This window comes from Brevundimonas sp. (assembly GCF_016742135.1).
GTDB lineage: Bacteria > Pseudomonadota > Alphaproteobacteria > Caulobacterales > Caulobacteraceae > Brevundimonas.
Map to the genome: position 1 here is coordinate 465180 of NZ_JACVCG010000002.1, position 21014 is coordinate 486193.

At 67.0% G+C, this 21014-nt stretch carries 19 protein-coding genes and 3 tRNA genes; 6 read left to right on the top strand and 16 right to left on the bottom strand.

Features of this window, described 5'->3' with window-relative positions; translation table 11 throughout:
- The first annotated feature begins 22 nt into the window (after window positions 1-22).
- The gene (recG, locus tag IBJ06_RS05940) at window positions 23-2110 is read left to right on the top strand and encodes an ATP-dependent DNA helicase RecG (RefSeq protein WP_292158182.1); all 2088 of its coding nucleotides are present in this window, start codon (window positions 23-25) and stop codon (window positions 2108-2110) included.
- On the opposite strand, the gene IBJ06_RS05945 is transcribed toward recG, so the two are convergent.
- Genes IBJ06_RS05945 through kdsA form a run of 4 tightly spaced genes read right to left on the bottom strand, consistent with a single transcriptional unit; the run spans window position 2056 to window position 6604 of the window.
- Entirely contained in the window at window positions 2056-3228 is a 1173-nt protein-coding gene (locus IBJ06_RS05945; RefSeq protein WP_292158184.1) for a DUF3089 domain-containing protein, read from the bottom strand. The genes recG and IBJ06_RS05945 overlap by 55 nt on opposite strands.
- Window positions 3225-4214 carry an ADP-glyceromanno-heptose 6-epimerase gene (rfaD, locus tag IBJ06_RS05950; RefSeq protein WP_292158532.1) on the bottom strand — a complete coding sequence of 330 codons (990 nt, stop codon included), beginning with the start codon at window positions 4212-4214 and terminating at the stop codon, window positions 3225-3227. The genes IBJ06_RS05945 and rfaD overlap by 4 nt, the downstream gene beginning before the upstream one ends.
- 8 nt (window positions 4215-4222) lie before the next feature.
- Window positions 4223-5671, bottom strand: coding sequence for a D-glycero-beta-D-manno-heptose 1-phosphate adenylyltransferase (rfaE2, locus tag IBJ06_RS05955; RefSeq protein ID WP_292158186.1), 1449 nt, complete (start codon window positions 5669-5671; stop codon window positions 4223-4225).
- Between the two features lie 48 nt (window positions 5672-5719).
- The gene (gene kdsA, locus IBJ06_RS05960) at window positions 5720-6604 is read right to left on the bottom strand and encodes a 3-deoxy-8-phosphooctulonate synthase (RefSeq protein WP_292158534.1); all 885 of its coding nucleotides are present in this window, start codon (window positions 6602-6604) and stop codon (window positions 5720-5722) included.
- An 84-nt stretch (window positions 6605-6688) separates the two neighbouring features.
- On the opposite strand from kdsA, the gene IBJ06_RS05965 reads away from it, so the two are divergent.
- The 3 genes from IBJ06_RS05965 to sseA are packed head-to-tail and all read left to right on the top strand — an operon-like array spanning window position 6689 to window position 10222.
- Complete coding sequence (locus IBJ06_RS05965) at window positions 6689-8134, top strand: deoxyribodipyrimidine photo-lyase (RefSeq protein WP_292158188.1); 1446 nt, start codon at window positions 6689-6691, stop codon at window positions 8132-8134.
- A gap of 36 nt (window positions 8135-8170) precedes the next feature.
- Complete coding sequence (locus IBJ06_RS05970) at window positions 8171-9391, top strand: cyclopropane-fatty-acyl-phospholipid synthase family protein (protein WP_292158190.1); 1221 nt, start codon at window positions 8171-8173, stop codon at window positions 9389-9391.
- Window positions 9392-9394: 3 nt separating this feature from the next.
- Entirely contained in the window at window positions 9395-10222 is an 828-nt protein-coding gene (gene sseA / locus IBJ06_RS05975; protein ID WP_292158192.1) for a 3-mercaptopyruvate sulfurtransferase, read from the top strand.
- A 4-nt stretch (window positions 10223-10226) separates the two neighbouring features.
- On the opposite strand, the gene IBJ06_RS05980 is transcribed toward sseA, so the two are convergent.
- The 12 genes from IBJ06_RS05980 to IBJ06_RS06035 form a co-directional block, all read right to left on the bottom strand.
- The gene (locus tag IBJ06_RS05980; RefSeq protein ID WP_292158194.1) at window positions 10227-11540 is read right to left on the bottom strand and encodes a dicarboxylate/amino acid:cation symporter; all 1314 of its coding nucleotides are present in this window, start codon (window positions 11538-11540) and stop codon (window positions 10227-10229) included.
- Between the two features lie 29 nt (window positions 11541-11569).
- Window positions 11570-12700 carry an amino acid ABC transporter substrate-binding protein gene (locus IBJ06_RS05985; RefSeq protein WP_292158196.1) on the bottom strand — a complete coding sequence of 377 codons (1131 nt, stop codon included), beginning with the start codon at window positions 12698-12700 and terminating at the stop codon, window positions 11570-11572.
- Between the two features lie 63 nt (window positions 12701-12763).
- Window positions 12764-12840: transfer RNA gene (locus IBJ06_RS05990), tRNA-Arg, on the bottom strand.
- A 19-nt stretch (window positions 12841-12859) separates the two neighbouring features.
- Entirely contained in the window at window positions 12860-13165 is a 306-nt protein-coding gene (locus IBJ06_RS05995; RefSeq protein WP_292158197.1) for an ETC complex I subunit, read from the bottom strand.
- Window positions 13166-13252: 87 nt separating this feature from the next.
- Window positions 13253-13329: transfer RNA gene (locus IBJ06_RS06000), tRNA-Pro, on the bottom strand.
- A 51-nt stretch (window positions 13330-13380) separates the two neighbouring features.
- Window positions 13381-13881: a DUF192 domain-containing protein gene (locus IBJ06_RS06005; protein ID WP_292158199.1), complete on the bottom strand. Its 501-nt coding sequence runs from the start codon at window positions 13879-13881 to the stop codon at window positions 13381-13383.
- 4 nt (window positions 13882-13885) lie between these two features.
- The gene (locus IBJ06_RS06010) at window positions 13886-14377 is read right to left on the bottom strand and encodes a DUF192 domain-containing protein (protein ID WP_292158201.1); all 492 of its coding nucleotides are present in this window, start codon (window positions 14375-14377) and stop codon (window positions 13886-13888) included.
- A gap of 17 nt (window positions 14378-14394) precedes the next feature.
- Window positions 14395-14976, bottom strand: coding sequence for a cold-shock protein (locus tag IBJ06_RS06015; protein WP_292158203.1), 582 nt, complete (start codon window positions 14974-14976; stop codon window positions 14395-14397).
- 179 nt (window positions 14977-15155) lie between these two features.
- Window positions 15156-15230, bottom strand: a tRNA-Glu gene (locus IBJ06_RS06020).
- A gap of 71 nt (window positions 15231-15301) precedes the next feature.
- A complete protein-coding gene (gene recJ / locus IBJ06_RS06025; RefSeq protein WP_292158205.1) occupies window positions 15302-17113 on the bottom strand; it encodes a single-stranded-DNA-specific exonuclease RecJ in 1812 nt (603 codons plus the stop codon).
- 7 nt (window positions 17114-17120) lie between these two features.
- Entirely contained in the window at window positions 17121-18080 is a 960-nt protein-coding gene (gene glpX / locus IBJ06_RS06030) for a class II fructose-bisphosphatase (protein WP_292158207.1), read from the bottom strand.
- Window positions 18081-18143: 63 nt separating this feature from the next.
- Window positions 18144-18602, bottom strand: coding sequence for a hypothetical protein (locus tag IBJ06_RS06035; RefSeq protein ID WP_292158209.1), 459 nt, complete (start codon window positions 18600-18602; stop codon window positions 18144-18146).
- A gap of 62 nt (window positions 18603-18664) precedes the next feature.
- On the opposite strand from IBJ06_RS06035, the gene phaC reads away from it, so the two are divergent.
- Window positions 18665-20626 (top strand): class I poly(R)-hydroxyalkanoic acid synthase, encoded by a 1962-nt coding sequence (gene phaC / locus IBJ06_RS06040; RefSeq protein WP_292158211.1) that lies wholly within the window; start codon window positions 18665-18667, stop codon window positions 20624-20626.
- Complete coding sequence (locus IBJ06_RS06045) at window positions 20623-20997, top strand: hypothetical protein (RefSeq protein ID WP_292158212.1); 375 nt, start codon at window positions 20623-20625, stop codon at window positions 20995-20997. The genes phaC and IBJ06_RS06045 overlap by 4 nt, the downstream gene beginning before the upstream one ends.
- Window positions 20998-21014: the final 17 nt, after the last annotated feature.

A 21014-nucleotide genomic window follows, 5' to 3' on the forward strand; every position in this document is an offset into this window, starting at 1 on the left:
CGTCCGGCTATCGTGACACATCATGCGGCCCGAGATTCTGTTTCCCCTGTTCGTCGAGGTCGAGAGCCTGAAAGGCGTTGGACCGCGCCTGGCCCCGGCAGTGCACCGGCTGGCCGGGCCGCTGGTGCGCGATCTGATGTTTCTGGCTCCCACCGGGCTGATCCGGCGGCGCGAAATGACCGTGCAGACCGCGGTCGCGGGCGAGGTGGGCATCTTCGACCTGATCATGGGGGGCCTGACCAAACCGGGGCGGCCGGGCCTGCCGTTCAAGCTGCGCGCCAATGACGAGACCGGCTTTCTGACCTTGGTCTGGTTTGGCGGGTCGGAGGCCTGGATTCGCAAGCAATGCCCGGACGGGCAGCGGCGGATCGTCAGCGGCAAGGTTGAGAAATTCAACGATCTGGTGCAGATACCTCACCCGGATTATGTGCTTGCTGCTGACAAGCGCGGCGAGATTGTGCCGGTCGAGCCCGTCTATCCGGCTACCCAGGGGATCAGCTCGCGGCAGGTGCGCAAACTGGTGATGACGGCGATGGAGTCATTGCCGGATCTGGCCGAATGGCAGGATGCGGCCTGGCTGGCCAGACAGGCCTGGCCGTCTTGGCCGGACGCGATGAGGGCCCTGCACGCGCCCGAGAGCGAGCGCGATCTCGATCCGCAGGCTCCGGCACGGGCGCGGCTGGCGTTCGATGAGCTGCTGGCGCATCAGCTGGCGCTGGCCCGTCGGAGGCGGAACCGGCAGGCCGTTCGAGCCCCGCGACTGGCACCCGGCGCGGCAGCGGAACGGCTGCTGACAGCCCTTCCCTTCACCCTGACCGGAACGCAGCAGCGGGCGATGGCGGACATCCGGCGCGATCTGGCCGGCGGCGAACAGATGGCGCGGCTGCTGCAGGGCGATGTCGGCTCTGGCAAGACAGCTGTGGCGGCGCTGGCACTGGCCGATGCCGTCGATAGCGGGTTTCAGGCCGCCCTGATGGCGCCGACCGACATTCTGGCCCGCCAGCATCATGAGCGGCTGGCCCCGCTGTTTGCCGAGGCCGGAGTGGCCTGTGCCCTGCTGACCGGACGGGACCCCGTCAGCGTCCGGCGGCCGGTGCTGGAGGGACTGGCGGGCGGGCGGTTGCCGCTGGTGATCGGCACGCATGCCCTGTTTCAGGACAGTGTCCAGTTCCAGCGGCTGGGGCTGGCGGTCATCGACGAGCAACATCGGTTCGGCGTGCGGGAGCGGCAGAGGCTCCTGGACAAGGGCGGGGCCGACGGCGCCGTTCACCTGCTGACCATGTCGGCGACACCCATCCCGCGCACGCTGGAGCTGACCCAGTACGGCGAGCTGGATGTCTCACGCCTCGACGAAAAGCCGCCGGGACGCCGGCCAATCAGGACGGCGGTGCTGCCGCTGGACCGGCTGGACGAGGTGGCGGTGCGGCTGAAGGCAGCCCTGGAAGGCGGGGCGCAGGCCTATTGGATCTGTCCGCTGATCGAGGAGTCCGAGCACATCGACCTGGCCGCCGCCGAAGATCGGGCGCGCGACCTGTCAAAGCTGATGGGTCGCCCCGTCGGGTTGGTGCACGGGCGGATGCCCGGGCCCGAGCGCGAGACCGTCATGCAGTCGTTCCTGGACGGGCATCTGCCGCTGCTGGTAGCGACGACCGTGGTCGAGGTCGGCGTCGATGTGCCCAACGCCACCCTGATGGTCATCGAGCACGCCGAGCGGTTCGGTCTGGCGCAGTTGCACCAGCTGCGGGGACGGATCGGGCGGTCGGACAAGCCCAGCGCCTGCACCCTGCTGTACGGCCAGTCGGAGACAGGGTTGGGCAAGACCGCGGTCGAGCGGCTGGATATCCTGCGGCGGACGGAGGACGGGTTCGAGATCGCCGAGGCCGATTTTCGGATACGCGGAGGGGGCGATCCGCTGGGCCTGAAGCAGAGCGGCTTTCCGGCCTACCGGTTTGCCGATCCGATGGCCCATGCGGGGCTGATCCGGGCGGCGGCGGATGATGCGCGGCTGATCCTGTCGCGAGACCCCGCTCTGACCTCCGATCGCGGGCGAGCCGTTCAGGTGCTTGAGGCGCTGTTCGACTGGCGGACAGGGCGACCGTCGGGCGACTGACTCCCCGTCGCGTCCGGCGCGTATCGGGCGACCCACAGCGCCAGCCGCTCCTGGACGTCGTGCTCAATATTACCGTAGAACAGGTTGTAGGGTCGTGATTTTCTACGATCCGCCCAGCTTCCGGTCTCGCGGAAGGACTCCATGCCGGGCTGGGTGTAGCGCAAAAGGCCGTCCCGGCAGGCGGAGGCAACAGACCGGGCCATCAGAGCCGGGCGCGCACCCCATTCCAGCCCGGTGGCATTGGTCGCGCCCAGATGCACCCGGGCGGGAACCTCGACCTCGTCAGTCGAACCGTTGACGGGGTTGACGCAAACGGTCGCCCGATCCCCCAGATCGACCAGACGCCCCCGTCCGTCCCAGATCAGGGCCCGGCGCAAGCGGCGTCGGGCCGCGCCGTCATTGTCGTCACTGACCGGCGAGAAGGCCACCACGCAGCCGATCTGCTCGCGGCTGCGGCAGGGCGGCAAGGACGGGGTGAGGGGCTCGACCGCCAGGAGGGTGTCCATGGCATAGACGGCAACGATCCTGCGACGAAGGGCAGGGTCACCCGCGATCCGCTCGCGCACCAGTCGGTCTGCCAGTTCGCCCCCCTGCTCCAGTCCGGCGATCACGATCGGACCGGTCGGATGACGGTCCAGAAAGATCTCGAAGGCGGCCGCGATGTCCCTGTAGGCGAAGGCCCGGGCTTCGCGCGCGTCGTCCCGCAGGGTCAGACGCGTGTAGAGACTGGCCTGACGATAGCGCGGGATGCTGAGCCGCCCGGCGCGGGCGAAGGGACCGGCATAGTTGGGGATCACGACCCGGAAGAGCCAGGCGTCGGCCCGGGCACCGCCGATGGGGCCATTCCACTCCTCACCGCCGTCGTAGGTGGTCGAGTGAATGAAGAAGACGGCCGCCGGACCGGAGTTTTCGATGCCCATGTCCTGCATGGCCCAGGCCGTGCCCTGCCGATAATCGGGCGGCGGCGGCGGGTCATAGGTCTGGAACGGGATCTCGGGATCCATGCCGGCCTGCAGGATGTCGCCGCGCCAGACGGCTGCGGCAGCCACAATCAGAAAGACGAGGGCAAAGCCGGCATAGCCGATCATCGACCTGAGACTGATCGCGCGGGCCGTCATCGATACGGGTCTTCTTTCGCCAGATACGACTGGACGTAGCGGCGCACGCCCTCTTCCAGCGGGGTCGACTGGCCGTCAAAGCCGAGGGCGCGGATGCGATCCATGCGGGCCTGGGTGAAGTACTGATACCGGTCGCGGATCACCTCGGGCATGTCGATGTAGGTGATCTGCGGCTCCTTGCCGGCCGCGGCGAAGGTCGCCCGGGCCAGATCGGCGAACGACCGGGCCTGTCCCGAGCCGGCGTTGAAGATGCCGGAAATCTCCGGCTTGCCCAGCAACCAGTCGATCACATCCACGACGTCGTCGACGTGGACGAAGTCCCGCAACTGGCCCCCGTCTGGATAGTCGGGGTGGTGGGAGCGGAACAGCTGGACCGGCTCACCCGCCTGAACCTTTGGCCAGATCTGGGCGACGACCGACTTCATCCCGCCCTTGTGATACTCGTTCGGGCCATAGACGTTGAAGAATTTCAGACCCACCCACTGGTTGGGCGCATGCCCGCGTTCCGACTGCTGCCGGGTATAGAGATCGAACAGATATTTCGAATAGCCATAGGCATTTAGGGGGCGAAGCTTTTGCAGCGAGGTAAAATCATCCTCGTCGTCAAAGCCCTGCTCACCGTCGCCATAGGTGGCCGCTGACGAGGCATAGACGAACTGCACATCATGGCCACAGCACCAGTCCCAGAGGTCGCGCGAGAGAGCGAAATTGGTCCGGAGAATCAGATCCGCGTCGGGCTCGGTCGTTGAGGAGATGGCGCCCATGTGGACGACCGCGTCGATACGGTCGGCATGGGCCTCCAGCTTTTCGAACATCTCCTCCGGCCACCAGAAATCGACGACCGGATGTTTGGCGAGGTTCTTCCACTTGCCGAGGTCGGCCCCTTCAAGACGGTCGCAGACGACGACGTCATGGCGGCCTTCAGCACACAGTCGGGCGACGATGTTGGAGCCGATGAAGCCGGCGCCGCCGGTGACCACGATCATTCGGCGCATCACTGGCCCTCGCCCTTTGACAGTTTCTCGATCGTCGCCGTGGTTGAATGTCCGGGTGAGAACTCCGCCAACCGAACCTCTCCGCCCCAGGATTCAACCTCGGCCGCGCCGACAACCGTGTCGCGCGTATAGTCCGCGCCCTTGATCAGCACATCGGGACGCAGGGCCTTGATCAGGTCCAGCGGCGTTGCTGCATCGAAGGACGTCACCCGATCCACGCTGGCAAGGCCACCGATCACCGCCGCCCGGCTTTCGAGATCGTTGACGGGGCGGCCCTCACCCTTCAGGCGGCGGACCGAGGCATCGGTGTTGAGCGCCACCACCAGCCGGTCGCACCAGGCCCGCGCCTGGGCCAGATAGGCGACATGGCCGCGGTGCAGAATGTCGAAACAGCCGTTGGTGAAGCCGACCTTGAGCCCGGCCGCCTTCCACAGTTCGACCTGATCGACGAGGGTCTCGACCGGCACGATCCGGCCGTGGTCGATATCCATGGCGCCGGTCAGTTCGGCTTCGAGCAGCTCGGCGGGGGTGACCGTTGCCGTACCGCTCTTGCCGACGACCACCCCGGACGCGAGAATTGCAAAGGCCGCCGCATCCGGCAGATCGTGACCGGCAGCCAGGGCGAGGCCGAGAGCCGCGAGCCCCGTGTCACCAGCGCCGGAGACGTCGAACACCTCTCGGGCGCGGGCGGGAATGTGCTGGACCGCGCCGCCGCGCCGCATCAGCGACATGCCCTTGCCGGCGCGGGTGACGACCACAGCCTTCGCCGTCGTCCGGTCCAGCAAGGCCAAAAGCGCACGCTCGACCTCGACATCGCTGTCGGTCGGCAGGCCGGTGGCCCCTGCCAGTTCGGCGGCATTGGGCTTGATCAGGTCGACCGCGCCATAGCGGGCGAAGTCGCGGCCCTTGGGATCGACGATCACCGGCACACCAGCCTGTGCGGCGTGCGCAAGCGCCGCAGCGATCAGGCCGTCGCTGACGACGCCCTTGGCATAGTCCGAGATCAGGATAGCGTGGGCACCGTCAAACACCCCCTCGCCGGCATAGTCGACGTCGAGGATCTCTTCCTCGTCGAGGCGCAGCAGTTGCTGGCCTGCGGCGACATAGCGGGTCTTGACCACGGTGCGGGCCGTATCGGTGTAATGCACCGCGTCGGTCAGTCCGGGTTCCGCGGCCAGAAGGTCAGCCAGCACCCGGCCCTCGGCATCCTGTCCCGCGACCGACCCGAGGGTCACGCGCGTGCCCAGCGAGGCCAGATTGCGGGCCACATTGCCGACGCCGCCCGGCATCGAGACCGAGCGGTGAGTGCGCAGCACGGGCACCGGCGCCTCGGGCGAGATGCGGCTGACCTCGCCATAGACGAACCGGTCCAGCATCAGATCACCCACACAGGCGAGGCTGAGGGACGGGGCCCGGGCGAGCAGGCTTTGAAGACCGGCGAGGTTCATGGTTCGGAGCTATCCCAGAGGACCGGGCACGTCCAGTCGCGGACGGGCTCAGGCCGCGCGCTTGATGCCCTGGGCGATGACCAGATCATCAAAGGCGATCAGCTGGGCGGCCAGCGACTCGAACTGGTCAAGCGGCACCATGTTAGGACCGTCGGACGGTGCGTTGTCCGGGTCCTGGTGGGTCTCCATGAAGACGGCATCGACGCCGACCGCGACGGCGGCGCGGCCCAGAACCGGCACGAACTCACGCTGGCCGCCGGAGGAGGTGCCCTGCCCGCCCGGCTGCTGGACGCTGTGGGTGGCGTCGAACACCACGGGGCAGCCGATGTCGCGCAGCACCGGCAGGGCCCGCATGTCACTGACGAGGGTGTTGTAGCCGAAACTGGCCCCGCGCTCGCAGGCCATGACGTTCGGATTGCCCGCGCCCGTGACCTTGGCGATGACGTTCTTCATGTCCCAGGGGGCGAGGAACTGGCCCTTCTTGATGTTGATCACCTTGCCGGTGGCAGCAGCGGCCAGCAGCAGGTCGGTCTGACGGCACAGGAAGGCCGGGATCTGGAGGACGTCGACGGCCTGGGCGGCCTCGGTGCACTGGGCCTCGGAGTGGACATCGGTCAGGACCGGCAGGCCGACGCTCTCACGAATCTCGGCGAAGATGGGCAGGGAGTCCTTGAGCCCCAGCCCCCGGGCGGCATTGGCCGAGGTCCGGTTCGCCTTGTCAAAGCTGGTCTTGTAGATGATGCCAACGTTCAGACGTTCGCCGATTTCCCTGAGCGCAGTGGCCATTTCCAGCGCGTGCTGACGGCTTTCCAGCTGGCAGGGGCCGGCGATGAAGACGATGCGGCGACCGCCGCCAATGGTGACCGGACGCTTGAGACCTTCGGAGATTTCAATGACGGCGTTGGGACGGCTCACGATATTCACTTTCGACAGGATGGGAGCCAGGGGCTCAAATCAGACAGGACGTCATATGGGGTGGATGATTTTGGATAACAGGTTTTCTGTCGGGATGCGCGCATGAGCCGGACCGAAGCGCCTGTGATCGTGTGGTTCCGGAGGGACCTGCGGCTGGCCGACAACCCGGCCCTGACCGGGGCGGTGGCCAGCGGGCGACCGGTCGTACCCCTGTATGTTCTGGATGAGACGGCGGATGGCCGTCCGCTCGGCGGGGCGTCGAAATGGTGGCTGGAGCGGTCACTGCAAGCGTTGGCCGAGGCGCTGGACAAGACCGGGGCGCCCCTGGTCCTGCGGCGGGGACCGGCGGAGGCGGTGCTGCGCGCGCTGATCGACGAGACCGGGGCGGATGCGGTGTTCATGAACCGGCGGTTCGAGCCGGAGGCCTTCGCCACCGATGCCGATATCGCCCATGCGCTGAAGGATGAGGGCGTCGCCTGCCGGGGCTTCAATGGATCGCTGCTGGCGCGACCGGGGTCGGTGCTGACCCAGGCGGACAAGCCCTACAAGGTCTTCACCCCCTTTTACCGCGCGTTGATGGAGACGATCGAGCCGCCACCGGCGCGTCCGGCACCGGAGCGGATCAAGGGCATGAACGGCGTCGCGTCGGAGCGGCTGGAGGACTGGGGCCTGTATGAGGCGCGCCCCGACTGGGCGGCCAGGTTTGATGCCAGGGCCCCCGGCGAGGCGGCGGCGCTGAAACGTCTGGCGGACTTCATTCGCCGGGATCTGGCGGCCTATGGCGTCATGCGGGACCGCCCCGGCAAGGCGGGTACCAGCCGATTGTCGGCAGCCCTGCACTGGGGCGAGATCAGTCCCTGGCGTGTGGTTCGGGATGTACGGGCGGCAGTGGAAGCCGGCATGGTCACCGACCAACAGGCCGAGGCGTTTGTGCGCGAGATTGGCTGGCGCGAGTTCTCGGCCCATCTGTTGCACCAGTTCCCGACCCTGCCGAACCGGAATTTCCAGTCGAAGTTCGATGGCTTTCCCTGGCGTTCCGACACAACCGGGCTGAAGGCATGGCAAACGGGCCAGACCGGCTATCCCCTGGTGGATGCGGGCATGCGGGAGCTGTGGAGCACGGGGTGGATGCACAACCGGGTGCGGATGGTGGTCGCCTCGTTCCTCGTCAAACACCTGCGGATCGACTGGCGCGAGGGCGAAGCCTGGTTCTGGGACACGCTGATTGATGCGGACATCGCCAGTAATTCGCAGAATTGGCAGTGGGTCGCGGGATCCGGAGCGGATGCCGCCCCGTATTTCCGCATCTTCAACCCGGTGTCGCAGGGCACCAAGTTCGATGCGGAGGGTGAGTATGTTCGACGTTGGGTGCCGGAGCTCCGGAGACTTCCCGATCGCTGGTTGCACAGCCCGTGGGAGGCCCCGGCCGAGGTTCGCGCCGACGCGGGCGTCCAGCTGGGCAAGACCTATCCCCGCCCGATCGTCGATCACGCCGACGCGCGCGACGCTGCGCTCGCGGCCTTCAGGAGTCTGGACAATGAGGTGTAGACTGCCGGTTCTCGCCCTCTCCTGTGGAGGCCTGTGATGACGGCGACGACCCTGAGCGACATTCAGGCCCCGGCGCATGCGCCGCGCGGGTTCGGCCTGTTCCTGAAGCTGCTGGCGGCCAATTGGACGTGGGGGCGGCTGACGCTGAAACTGCCCGACGGGCAGGTGCACGAACTGGTCGGCAAGGTGCAGGGCCGCAGCGGGGTACTGGACATCCGCGACTACAATGTCGCCCGCCGCGTGCTGGCCAATGGCGATATCGGCTTTGCCGAGGGCTATATGGCCGAGGAATGGGACAGCCCCGATCTGGCGGTCCTGCTGGAGATTCTGGTCGAGAACCACGACCATATCCAGCGGCTGTTCAACGGTGCCCTGCCGATGAAGGTGATCAACTGGATCAGCCACAGGCTGCGCCGCAACAGCCGCCGGGGCGCGCGCAAGAACATCCACGCCCACTATGATCTGGGGAATGAATTCTACGCTGCATGGCTGGACGAGACCATGACCTATTCCTCGGCGCGCTATGCGATGAGGGACGAGGCGCTGGCTGTCGCCCAGACCCGGAAATACGAGAGCCTGGCACGGATGATGGACCTCCAGGCCGGACAATCGGTGCTCGAGATCGGCTGTGGCTGGGGCGGGTTCGCGGAATATGCCGCGCGCGAGGTCGGTGCCCGGGTCACCGGCATTACCATTTCGCAGGAACAGTATGATTTCGCGCGGCAGCGGGTGCAGAAGGCGGGTCTGGCGGAACGGGTAGACATCCGGCTGATCGACTATCGCGATATCGACGGCCAGTTCGACCGCGTCGCGTCCATCGAGATGTTCGAGGCCGTGGGTCAGGAATACTGGCCCACCTATTTCGGCAAGATCGCCGAGGTGCTGGCACCGGGAGGCCGTGCCGCCCTGCAGATCATCACCATCCAGGATGCGCTGTTCGCGGATTATGCCCGCCGCATCGACTTCATCCAGAAATACATCTTTCCGGGGGGGATGCTGCCCGGCGAAGAGCGACTGAAGCCTGTGATCGAGGCGGCGGGACTGCACTGGCGGTCAGTGGAGCGCTTCGGGCAGGATTATGCCGACACCCTGGCCAGCTGGGATCGCCGGTTCCAGGCCAGTTGGCCGGACATCCAGCGCATGCCGGGCTTTGACGAGCGATTCCGGCGCATGTGGCGGTTCTATCTGGGCTATTGCGAAGCCGGGTTTCGTTCGGGCCGGACGGATGTGATCCAGCTGGCGTTGACCAAGGGCTGATCGATGTCGCCGCTGATCGAGGCCCCCGAACTGCAAGCCTTGATGAAAGCCCGGGCGGTGCGGATCGTGGATGCGGGCTGGCGACTGGACGGCACGGATACGCGGGCGCTGTTCCGGGAGGCGCATGTCCCGGGCGCGGTGTTTTTCGATCTGGAGGCGGTGTCCGACCCGGTATCCCCCCTGCCCCACACCCTGCCGGACGCGGCCCATTTCGGGCAGGCGATGGGGGCGCTCGGCCTGTCCGAGCGCGACCGGATTGTCGTTTATGAAGCCGGGCCAATGTTCTCGGCGCCGCGCGCCTGGTGGATGCTGAAGACCTTTGGTGCCACGCGGGTTCAGGTGCTGAATGGCGGGCTGGACGCATGGAAACAGGCGGGCGGCGAGGTGGAATGTGGCGATGCTCATCCCCTGCCCGCGCGCTTCAACGCTCGACTGGACCGGGACGCGGTGGCCGACATTGATGCGGTACGGCGGGCGCTGGATGAGGGCACCACGCCTGTGCTGGATGCCAGGGGCGCCGTCCGGTTTCGGGGAGAGAGCGCCGAGCCGCGGCCCGGTGTGCGGCCCGGTCATATGCCCGGGGCGCGGAACCTGCCCTATTCAGCGCTGGTCGATGAGGCCGGTCGTCTGCGGGACCGCGCCGAGCTTGAGGCTGCATTCGAGGCGTGCGGGCTGGACGATGAGGCTGTGCCGATCACCACCTGCGGGTCGGGCGTGACCGCCGCCATTCTGGTGCTGGCCCTGACCGTGCTGGGCCGCCCGGCGCAGCTCTATGACGGGAGCTGGGCCGAATGGGGGAGTCGCACGGACACCCCCATTCAGACCGGCTGACACCTCAGGACGTCGGCGGGGCGTCGGGCAGCGGGCCCGAGACATCAGCCGGAATGTCTTTCTCACCACGCGAGACCACGGTCGCGGCCACCAGATCGCCGGTGACGTTCAGCGTGGTGCGGCACATGTCGAGGAAGCGATCGACACCGAGGATCAGGCCGATGCCCTCGGGCGGCACACCCACCATGACGAGGATCAGCGCCACGACCGGCAGGGAGCCTGCCGGCACACCGGCCGTGCCGATGCCGCCGAGGATACAGACCAGCATGACTACCAGCTGCTGCTGAAGGGTCAGGTCGATGCCGAAGAACTGGGCGAGGAACAGCACCGTCACCCCCTCGAACAGGGCGGTGCCGTTCTGGTTGGCCGTGGCCCCGACTGTCAGCACGAAACGCGAAATGCGACGGGGCAGGCCGAGGTTCTCGTCCGCTGCCTTGATGGCGATCGGCAAGGTAGCGTTGGACGAGGCGGTCGAAAACGCCACCACGCAGGGCTCACGAACGCCTCGGGCAAATCGCAGTGGGCTCATGCCGCCAAAGATCATGACCAGCAGCGGATAGACGATGAACATGTGGATCGCCATGGCGCCGATGGCGACGCCGGCATAGGCGCCCAACCGGATCAGCAGATCCCATCCGAACACAGCGGCCAGGTTGAACATCAGGGCGGCGATGGCGATGGGGGCCAGTTTGATGACCGCATTGATCAGCTTCATCATCACTTCCAGCAGGCCCTGCAGGCTTTCCTGGAGCGCGTCCGTGGCCTTCGACTTGGCCATGACCATGCCGATGCCGAAGATCAGGGCGAACACCATGACCGGCAGGATCTGGTTGTCGGCGGCAGCCGTGATGACGTTCGAGGGGATCATGTCGAGGAAGAACTGACCGGCTTCGATGCTCTGCGGGGCGCTGCCGACGATGGCAGCGGCGCCGTCGCGACCGTCTTCCAGCAGTTGTGCGGCCAGCGCCGGGTCAACGCCCGCGCCGGGCTGGAAATAGTTGACCATGACCAGACCGATCACGACCGCAATGGCCGAGACCATGATGGTGAAGAACAGCGTCTTGAAGCCGACGCGGCCCAGCGACTTGAGATCGCCCATCTCGGCCACGCCGACCGCCAGCGCCGCGAACAGCAGCGGAATCACCAGCATGAACAGCAGACGCAGGAAGATCTGGCCGACCGCCTGGATCAGCTCCATGACCCAGGGAATGACCACCAGATCATTCAGATTGACGTAGAGGCCGCCGCCGAGGCCGACGGCAAAGCCGAGCAGCATCCAGAGATAGAGCGGCACACCGCCACGTTTGGTCGTTTCCATGAGTCCCCCGGGGGTGTCCGTTCTTGTCGTTATCGGATCGGCAGGCCGTAGATCAGCCCGCCCGGTGTTGCGTTCCACTGTGCATTCAGGCCGCGGGCAAGGTCCAGCGCCGAATCCGACCCGAGATTACGCGCGAAAATCTCGCCATAGTTGCCGACCGCCGAAATCGCCTGATAGGCCCAACGATCCGACAGGCCAAGCCGCGTCCCGAACTGTCCCTCAACGCCCAGCAATCGGCGGATGCGTGGATCCCGGGCCTCGCGCGCCTGGTCGGCGACCGTCTGGCGGGTGACGCCGTATTCTTCGGCGAGGATCAGGGCATTCAGGGTCCAGCGGACCACCCGCGTCCAGTGGGGGTCATCGCGGCGCACGATCGGACCCAATGGCTCCTTGGAGATCACATCCGGCAGGATGGCATGCTGCTCGGGACTGGCCAGGGTGGTGCGGGCCGCGGCCAGCGCCGAGACATCCGCGGTGAAGGCGTCGCAACGCTCTGCCGCATAGGCGCGCCGGGCCTCCTCCTCGCTCGAGACCACAACAGGCTCGTACTCGAGCCCCCGCAGGCGGAAATAGTCGGCCAGATTGAGCTGGGAAGTGGAGTTGTTCTGAACGCAGATGCGCGCGCCATTCAACTCGCTGGCGCTGCCGAGATTGAGCGAGCGGCGCACCATGAAGCCCTGGCCGTCGTAATAGTTGATGCCGGCGAATGAGACATCCTCGGTCACGTCGCGGTCCATGGTCCAGCTGGTGTTGCGCCAGACCACATCGACACGCCCCTCGCGCAGGGCCTCGAACCGCTGGGCGGTGGACAGGGGCACGAACCGCACCGCGTTCGGGTCGTTGAAGATGGCCGCCGCCATCGCCCGGCAGAAGTCGACGTCAAAGCCGCGCCACTGGCCCCGGTTGTCGGTATAGGCAAAGCCGACCAGGCCCTCGTGCACGCCACAGTTCAGACGCCCCCGCCGACGCACGGCGGCCAGGGTCGGCCCTATGGTCCCGGGAGCGGTCGCCTCGACCGGGTCGAGGCCCTCGAGGTCCTCGTTCGGATCGACAGCCGTCTTGCGGTCGTCCCCGCCACACGCGGCCAGCGTCAGCGCGGCCGCGAGGGCCGTGCCGGCGACACACAGGTGCCTGAACCATGGCGAGGTACGGATCGTCATGACCGCCTTATAGACGGCATCCGCCCCCGGTTCGCAACCGCCCGCGCCCGGGAAAGACGGGAGTGGCGCGCCCTGCAGGACTCGAACCTGCAACCGTCCGCTTAGAAGGCGGGTGCTCTATCCGGTTGAGCTAAGGGCGCCCGGATCGCCGGTGGGCGCTCAGTGCGTCCAGGGCTGTTTGCGGTGGGTGGCGAAATTGTCGGCATAGGCCTTGAGGATCAGCGGGGCCTCGCGCGGCTCCTGCAGACGGAAGGGAATGCCGTAGCGCTCGGCATAGGCCACGGCCTCGTCCCGCGTGTCGAAGGTCAGACGCACCTGGCCGTTCATGTCGGTCGAGCCGGTCCAGCCCATCAGCGGGTCGATGAAGCGCGCCGACGCCGGCACGAACTCCAGGACCCAGGCGGCCGTCCTGGCCTTGCCCGACTGCATGGCGGTCTTCGCCGGTCTGTAGATACGCGCCAACATGTCTGTCTCGTTCGTCTCAAAGGGGGCTCGCCCCGCGCTGCCCCTCGTTTAGCGAGCGCGGCCCCGGGGGTCCAGCCGCCCGGCCCTTGGTCGGGGCGAGAGGATTCGAACCTCCGACCCTCTGCTCCCAAAGCAGATGCGCTACCAGGCTGCGCTACGCCCCGACGTCAAGGGAGGGCTCTCATGCCATGCCCCTGCCCGGCCCGCAACGCAGATCAGCGGTCGCAGGGGGCCGCGGTGTCGAAGAACGGGTGATGGACGCGGTCACCGGGCTGCGCGCCGATCTCGCCCATGCGACCGGCGCGGACTTCCAGCACACCATTGGCCGCCCCGCGCGAGGGATAGGTGGCATCGGTATTGGGCGTGGTGTGCGCGGCAATCGAAATGATGCAGCCCTGGGGATCCAGATAGACGATATCGAGGGAACTGGGGGTGTTGCGCATCCAGAATCCGCGCTCGGCCGCCACGGGATACTGGAACAGCATGCCCCGGTCATCGGCCAGCGGGGGGCGGTACATCAGGCCTTGCTGACGTTCATGGTCCTCGTCGGCGATCTCGACGTTGAATTCGAAACTGCCCCTGGCGGTGACCACGGTCAGCGGTTCGACCGGCAGCAACGGCCAGTCTGTCCCGGTCACCGCATCCTGGGCACAGGCACCGGTGAACAGGAATGCGGCAAGGAGGGCCGCGACAGGCAGGCTGCGGGCGACGGTCATCACATCAGCTGCAGGGCGTCTGGGTGTCGAAGAAGGGATGGCGGACGCGATCGCCGGGACCGGCACCGATTTCGGCCATGCGGCCGGCGCGAACCTCGAGCACACCCTTGGCAGGGCCGTTCGAGGGGTAGGTGGTCTCGGCGTAGGGGGTGGTGTGCGCGGCGATCGAGATGATGCAGCCCTGCGTGTCGAGATAAACAATATCGAGGGAGCTGGGGGTGTTCTGCATCCAGAAGGCCCGCTCGGCCGCGTCCGGGAACTGGAACAGCATGCCCTTGTCGTCGTCGAGCGGCGGGCGGAACATCAGTCCCCGGGCCCGCTCGGCCTCGTCATCAGCGATTTCCACGTCAAAGTCGAAACTGCCCCGGTCCGTGACGACGCTGAGTCGTTCGACAGGCAGGGTCTGGCCGTCCGAGGCGCCATTGTCCTGGCTGCAGGCACCGGTGAACAGCAAGGCCGCCATGATCGCGGCTGCGGGAAGATAACGCTTCAGCACCTGTTCCACCTCTTTCGTCAGGCGGACCGGTCTCCGCCCATTCTGATTTCCGCGACGACCAGCCCCTTGGGGCCTTCGGCGAAGCGAACCTGCACCGGATCGCCGGGCAAAAGGTCATCGACGCCGCACCGACGCAGGGTTTCGACATGGACGAAGATATCGCCCTCAGCCTCGTCGCGCACCACAAAACCATATCCCTTGGTGCGATTGAACCATTTCACGGTGGCTGACTGAAGCGGCAGGCCAGACAGGGGTTCTGCGGCGTGGCCCGAGGGATTCCGGGCGAAAGCCCTGAGACCGTCATAGCCGGAACGGGCCGCAGAGGGCTCTCCCGCCTCGTCGTCGGACAGGTCAAGCACCTCGATCACCTGCCAGCCCTTGGGTCGGCGCACGCATTCGCAGCGAATCGACGCGCCTTCGGGCGCACTGTCACGGCCGGTGTCGCGCAGGCTGCTGATGTGCAGCAGGACATCCTTGAGATCGGTCATGTCCGGATCGTCCGGAACGATGAACCCATATCCCTTTCCGGGATCGAACCACTTGACCTTGCCGACGATCTCGATTGTCCCCGGCGTATCAAGCCCCTCTATTTCAGACACAGTAAACACCCCCGCCCGCGAACAGCAGACGCCCATGCTTAACACGGTTCGGTGAAGCCTGTGGAGTGCGAAAACGCCGGTTTTACACCGCAGGTTACATCTGCGATGCATTTGCAATGGGGTCTGCGTCCGCAAGGCCGGAGATCGCCGCAATAAACTTTCATGGGGAAAGCCCCGCGTGGCAGTCCCTAGGGGAATCGAACCCCTCTTTTCAGGTTGAAAACCTGACGTCCTAACCGATAGACGAAGGGACCGCTGCGCGGGAGGACGGCGATATAGCGGGCGATTCCGGCGCTTGCAACCCCTCTTTGGCGAACTGAATCAATCAGGCGCGCCGCGGATCGGCGACATCCTCGATTTCGAACTGGACGCCCTGCCGGCCATTCCAGTCATCGGGCTTGAGCCGACCGACGATATTCAGGACGTCGCCTGAGGCCAGGGCCTGGCCGCTCTCCTGATCGGCACAGCGCCAGGCGACCGCGCGCAAGGATCGACCGTCAGCCCCGCGCAGCAGGCACCGTAGATGCCCCCCCTTCATCGGGCGCACATCGACGGGCCGTACCCGCTCGAGCGCGAACACCGGCTCGGGGTTTCCGGGTCCGAAGGGGGCCAGTTTCTCGAACGATGCGAACAGGGAACGATCAGCCGCACCCGGCTCGATCAGGGCATCGACCATCACCGCGTCCAGGGCTCGGGCCGCCTCGGCATCGGTCTGGGCCGCGAGGTGCTGGTTCAGATAGTCGCGGAGAGCGTCGATGCGATCGATGCGGACCGTCAGGCCCGCCGCCATGGCGTGCCCGCCCCCGGCCAGCAGCACGCCCTCGTCGAAGGCCTGCTGGACAGCGCGGCCCAGATTGTAGCCCGCTTGCGACCGGCCCGAGCCCTTGCCGATACCGTTGATGGTGTCGAGGCCGATAACCACCACGGGCTTGCGCCAACGCTCGCGCAGACGACCGGCGACGATACCGACGACGCCGGGGTGCCAGCCCTCGCCCGCGATGACGGCGGCGGCGACCGCCGGGTCCATGACGCCCATGGCCTCACCCTGGCGGACGGCCGCCTCGGTGACCTCGGCCTCGACCTCGCGGCGGGCAATGTTCAGCGCATCCAGTTCGCGGGCCAGCGCCATGGCCTCAGCCGGGTCATCCGTCGACAGCAGGCGCGCGCCCAGATCAGCCCGGCCGATCCGCCCTCCGGCATTGATTCGCGGCCCGAGGATGAAGCCCGCATGATTGCTCTTGGCCTCACCCGGTTCGCTGCCCGCCACGTCCAGCAGGGCCTTCAGCCCGGGATTGGCCCAGGACGACATGACCTGCAGTCCCAGCCGCGCCAGCGCGCGGTTGAAGCCGGTAAGAAGCGTCACGTCACAGATGGCCCCGAGTGCCGCGAGATCCAGCCAGCGGCGCAGATCAGGCTCGCTGCGCCCCTCGAACAGGCCCCGCCTGCGCGCCTCGCGATTGAGCGCCGCCAGCAGGACGAAAACCACGCCCGCTGCCGCAAGATTGCCCTGCCCCGAGCGACAATCGGCCCGATTGGGATTGACCACGGCCAGACAGGCCGGTGCCTCACCCCGCATCAGATGGTGGTCGATGACCACGACGCCGAGCTGGATGTCGGCCGCATGGGCCAGGGCGACCTCGGCGGCCGCACCACAGTCAACGGTGATGACCAGATCGGCCCCGGCGGCCTTTAGCGTATCAAAAGCCCTGGGACTGGGGCCATAGCCCTCGGTCAGGCGGTCCGGGACATAGAGAGGCAGGTCGTGCCCCATTTCGCGGAACCAGCGAACCAGCAGGGCGGCGCTTGAGGCACCGTCGACGTCATAGTCGGCAAAGACATGGATGTTGGCCCGCCGCTCAAGCGCATCAACGATGGCCGAGGCCGCCGCATCCATGTCGACAAAGCTGGAGGGGTCCGGGAACAGGGCCCGCAGGGTCGGATCGAGGAAGTCGGCCCCCTCCTCCGGCCGGACCCCGCGCGAGGCCAGGGCGCGGGCCAGCGGCTCACCCAGACCCAGCGACTGGGCGTGGGCACGCGCCACCGCCGGGTCATAGGGGCGCTCGCGCCACTGACGGCCCGACAGGGATCGCTCGACCCCGAGAAAGGCCGGTGTGTCGGATGGCGCGGACCCGTCCACCGGTCCGTCAGGCCGGGCGCGAGGTGCGGATGCGGCGCACCGTGCGGGTGAAGGAGTCCATCACCAGCGTATGGGTCTCGATCCGCCCGCCGACATGACGGACGCCGTCCAGCATCGCGCCCTTGGTGACGCCCGTGGCGACGAAGATGGCATCCTTCGACACCAGTTCGTGCAGGTCATAGGTGCGGTCAAAGTCGGTGACGCCGGTGCGCTCGGCACGCGCGCGCTCGTCATCGTTGCGGAAGATCAGCCGGCCCTGGAAGTGGCCGCCGACGCATTTCAGGGCGGCGGCCGCCAGCACACCCTCGGGCGCTCCGCCCGAGCCGAGATAGAGGTCGATGCCAGTCCCGGGTTCGGCCGTATGGATGACGCCGGCCACGTCGCCGTCGGTGATCAGCAACACCCGGGCCCCGACTTCACGCAACGCGGCGATCAGCTCGGCGTGGCGCGGCCGGTCCATGACGCAGACGGTGATGTCGGACGGGCTGACCCCCTTGGCAGAGGCCAGCGAACGGACGTTGTCCTGCGGCGACATTCCCAGATCGACCGTGCCAGGGGCATAGCCGGGGCCGATGGCGATCTTGTCCATATAGGTATCGGGCGCATGCAGCATGCCGCCGCCGGGCGACATGGCCAGCACGGTCAGGGCATTGGCCATGGCCTTGGCCGTAAGGGTCGTGCCTTCCAGCGGGTCCAGCGCAATGTCGATGGCCGGGCCTTTGCCGGTGCCGACCTTCTCGCCGATGTAGAGCATCGGGGCTTCGTCGCGTTCGCCCTCGCCGATGACGATCTTGCCGTCGATGTCCAGAGCGTTCAGCGCTGTGCGCATCGCGTCGACGGCCAGCTGGTCGGCGGCTTTTTCGTCGCCGCGGCCGATCTGGGCATAGCTGGCGATGGCGGCCAGTTCGGCGACTTCCGCCGCCTCAAACGGCAGGCTGGCGGCGTAGGGTTTGGCGTCCTGGGCCATGGGTGTCTCCTGAGGGCGTGACCCTTGCGGCCCGCACCGATGTTGGATTGTCAGCGACAGGTGTCAGCGTCGGGGAATGGGCGGGGGCGCCCGGCCACGGTCCCGCAGACTCTGGGCGAAGGCTTCCACCTCCTCACGTGTCTGAAGCGTCGCAGGGGCCAGAGGGCGAGAGGCGATATCCTCGGCGATCCGGCGGGCGAAGCCTTCGGGATCAGCGAGAGTCCAGTCAAGGGCAGCGACGTCGGCGGCCGTGGCGGCCGAAGCCGTGTCCAACGCCGCGACCCGGGCCGAGACCGCAGCCGCGTCGGGAGGCGGCGTGCCTTGACGGGGGAAGTTCCGCCATTCCGGATAGCGGCGGTTGTCGTCGACAAGGGCGACGATTCGCGGCGAAAGCGGCGCGACCTCCGGGTCCGCGACCCGATCCGGCACGGCGCAGCCGACCACGCCTGTGGCCAGCACAGTGCCGAGGCCAACGACCGTCCACTTTTTCGTCCGCTGCGCATTCATCTCGGGCACGGTCATATGCCATGATCCCCGCGCAAGAAAGGGCAAGGACGCGATCCCGTGCCCGACGAGAGGATCCCATGGCAAGACGTCCGACCGACTCACAGACGCCCTCCAAGGCTGCGAGCAAGACGGCCACGAAACGGGCGCCGCGAAAGGCGGGCCGACCCACCTCGGCCAAGGGGCCTTCCAAACCCCGCGCTGCGAAGACCAAGCCCGAGGCCGCCCCAAAGGTCGAGGCCGAGGCCAAGGACGCCCCCTCCGCAGCGGCCACGCCGGAAGAGACCCTGCCCGATCTGGAAGCCCTGTCGATGAATCTGGCCCGGGCGGCGATGATGGCCCAGGCCGCCATGGCCGAATCGGCCATCAGTCAGGCGGGACGGCCGCCCGCGCTGAACCCCGACCCCTTTAATGTCGGCCCGGCCATGGCCTCGGTCATGAGTGGACTGGCGGCGCGTCCGGACAAGCTGTTCCAGGCCCAGGCCGATCTGTTCTCGCGCTACATGGACCTGTGGTCCTCGACCGCCGGCCAGGCGCAGGGTGTGCCCGCCGCCGAGCCCCGGCCCGACAAGCGCTTCAAGGACCCGGCCTGGAGCGAGAACCCGACCTTCGACATCATGCGCCGCTCCTATCAGCTGTCGGCCGACTGGATGAATGAGCTGGTGTCCTCGGTCGAGGATATCGATCCGCGCACCAAGCGCCGGGCCGAGTTCTTCACCCGCCTGCTGACCGACGCCTTTTCGCCCGCGAACTTCCTCGCCTCCAATCCGGCTGCGCTGAAGGCGCTGGCCGAGAGCAATGGCGAGTCGCTGGTCAGGGGCATGCAGAACTTTGCCGCCGACATGGAGCGCGGCGGCGGCAAGCTGAAGATCAGCCAGGCCGATTACGGCCGGTTCAAGGTGGGCGAGAATGTCGCCACCGCCCCCGGCCAGGTGGTCTGGCGCGACGACCTGTTCGAACTGATCCAGTACGCCCCGGCGACGGAGACGCAGCATGAGGTTCCGCTGCTTATCTTCCCGCCGTGGATCAACAAATTCTATATCTTGGACCTGCAGCCGGCCAACTCCATGATCCGCTGGCTGTCGGAGCAGGGCTTCACCGTGTTCGTCTGCTCGTGGGTGAATCCGGAGGCCGACAAGGCCGGATACGGCTTCGACGATTATCTGGAGAAGGGCCTCTATCGCGCCATCGACAAGGTGCGCGAGCAGTGCGGGACCGACACCGTCAACACGGTCGGCTATTGCATCGGCGGGACGCTGATGGGGGCGGCGCTGGGTCACATGGCGGCGACCGGGCGCAAGGATGTGGGCGCGACCACCTTCTTTGCCGCCCAGCACGACTTTGCCGAGGCCGGGGACCTTTTGCTGTTCACCGACGAACATTGGCTGGAGGAGATCGAACGCCTGATGGACGAGGCGGGCGGCGTGTTGCCCGGCAGCGCCATGGCCGACACCTTCAATGCGCTCAGGGCCAATGACCTGATCTGGTCCTTCTTCGTCTCCAACTATCTGATGGGCAAGGACCCGCCGGCGTTTGACCTGCTGTTCTGGAACGCCGACCAGACGCGGATGCCCAAACGGCTGCACATGGACTATCTGCGCTCGATGTATGGGCGGAACGCCCTGACGGAGGGCGAGTTCGAGCTGGGCGGGGTGCGGATCGACCTGTCGAAGGTGACGATCCCGCTCTACTTCCAGGCCAGCCGCGAGGACCATATCGCTCCCACCCGCTCGGTCTATCGCTCGGCGCGGGCCTTCACCGGCGCGGATGTGACGCTGACGCTGGCGGGCTCGGGGCATATCGCCGGGGTGATCAACCCGCCGTCGGCCCGGAAGTATGCCCACTGGACCAATGATGCCTTGCCGGAGACCTTTGACGCCTGGATGGCGGAGGCCGAAGAGCATCCCGGCAGCTGGTGGCCGCACTGGGCTGAATGGCTGGCCAAACGATCCGGGCCCAGGGTCGCCGCGCGCGATCCGGAGAAGGGCCCCCTGCCCCCGCTTGAGCCGGCCCCCGGCAGCTATGTGAAGGTGCGCTCATGAGGTCGGCCGAGCCCAATCTGCTGCTGGCGATCACCACGGGCACGGCCTATGCGCTGCAGGTGCTGACGACCTCGGTCTATGGCCGCACGGACCAGACGTTGAAGTATGTCCTGCTGGCCCTGCTGGTGCCGTCGCTGTTCGTGATCATGAACCGCTGGCTGCTGAGGCGGCAGAACCGGTCGCCCCTGCCTCTGGTTCACCGGGACGCCCCCGGCACGGCGATATGGGCCCTGATCTTTCCCCTGCTGACCCTGATCGGAGCGGCCATTCCGGTGTTCGTGCCGGGCTATGACTACGGCATTCTGGTCGTCATCGTCGGCGTTTGGTTCGGGCTGACGGTCCAGTCCGCGCTGGCGGCGCGAAAGACCTAGGCGGACCTGCCGGAGGG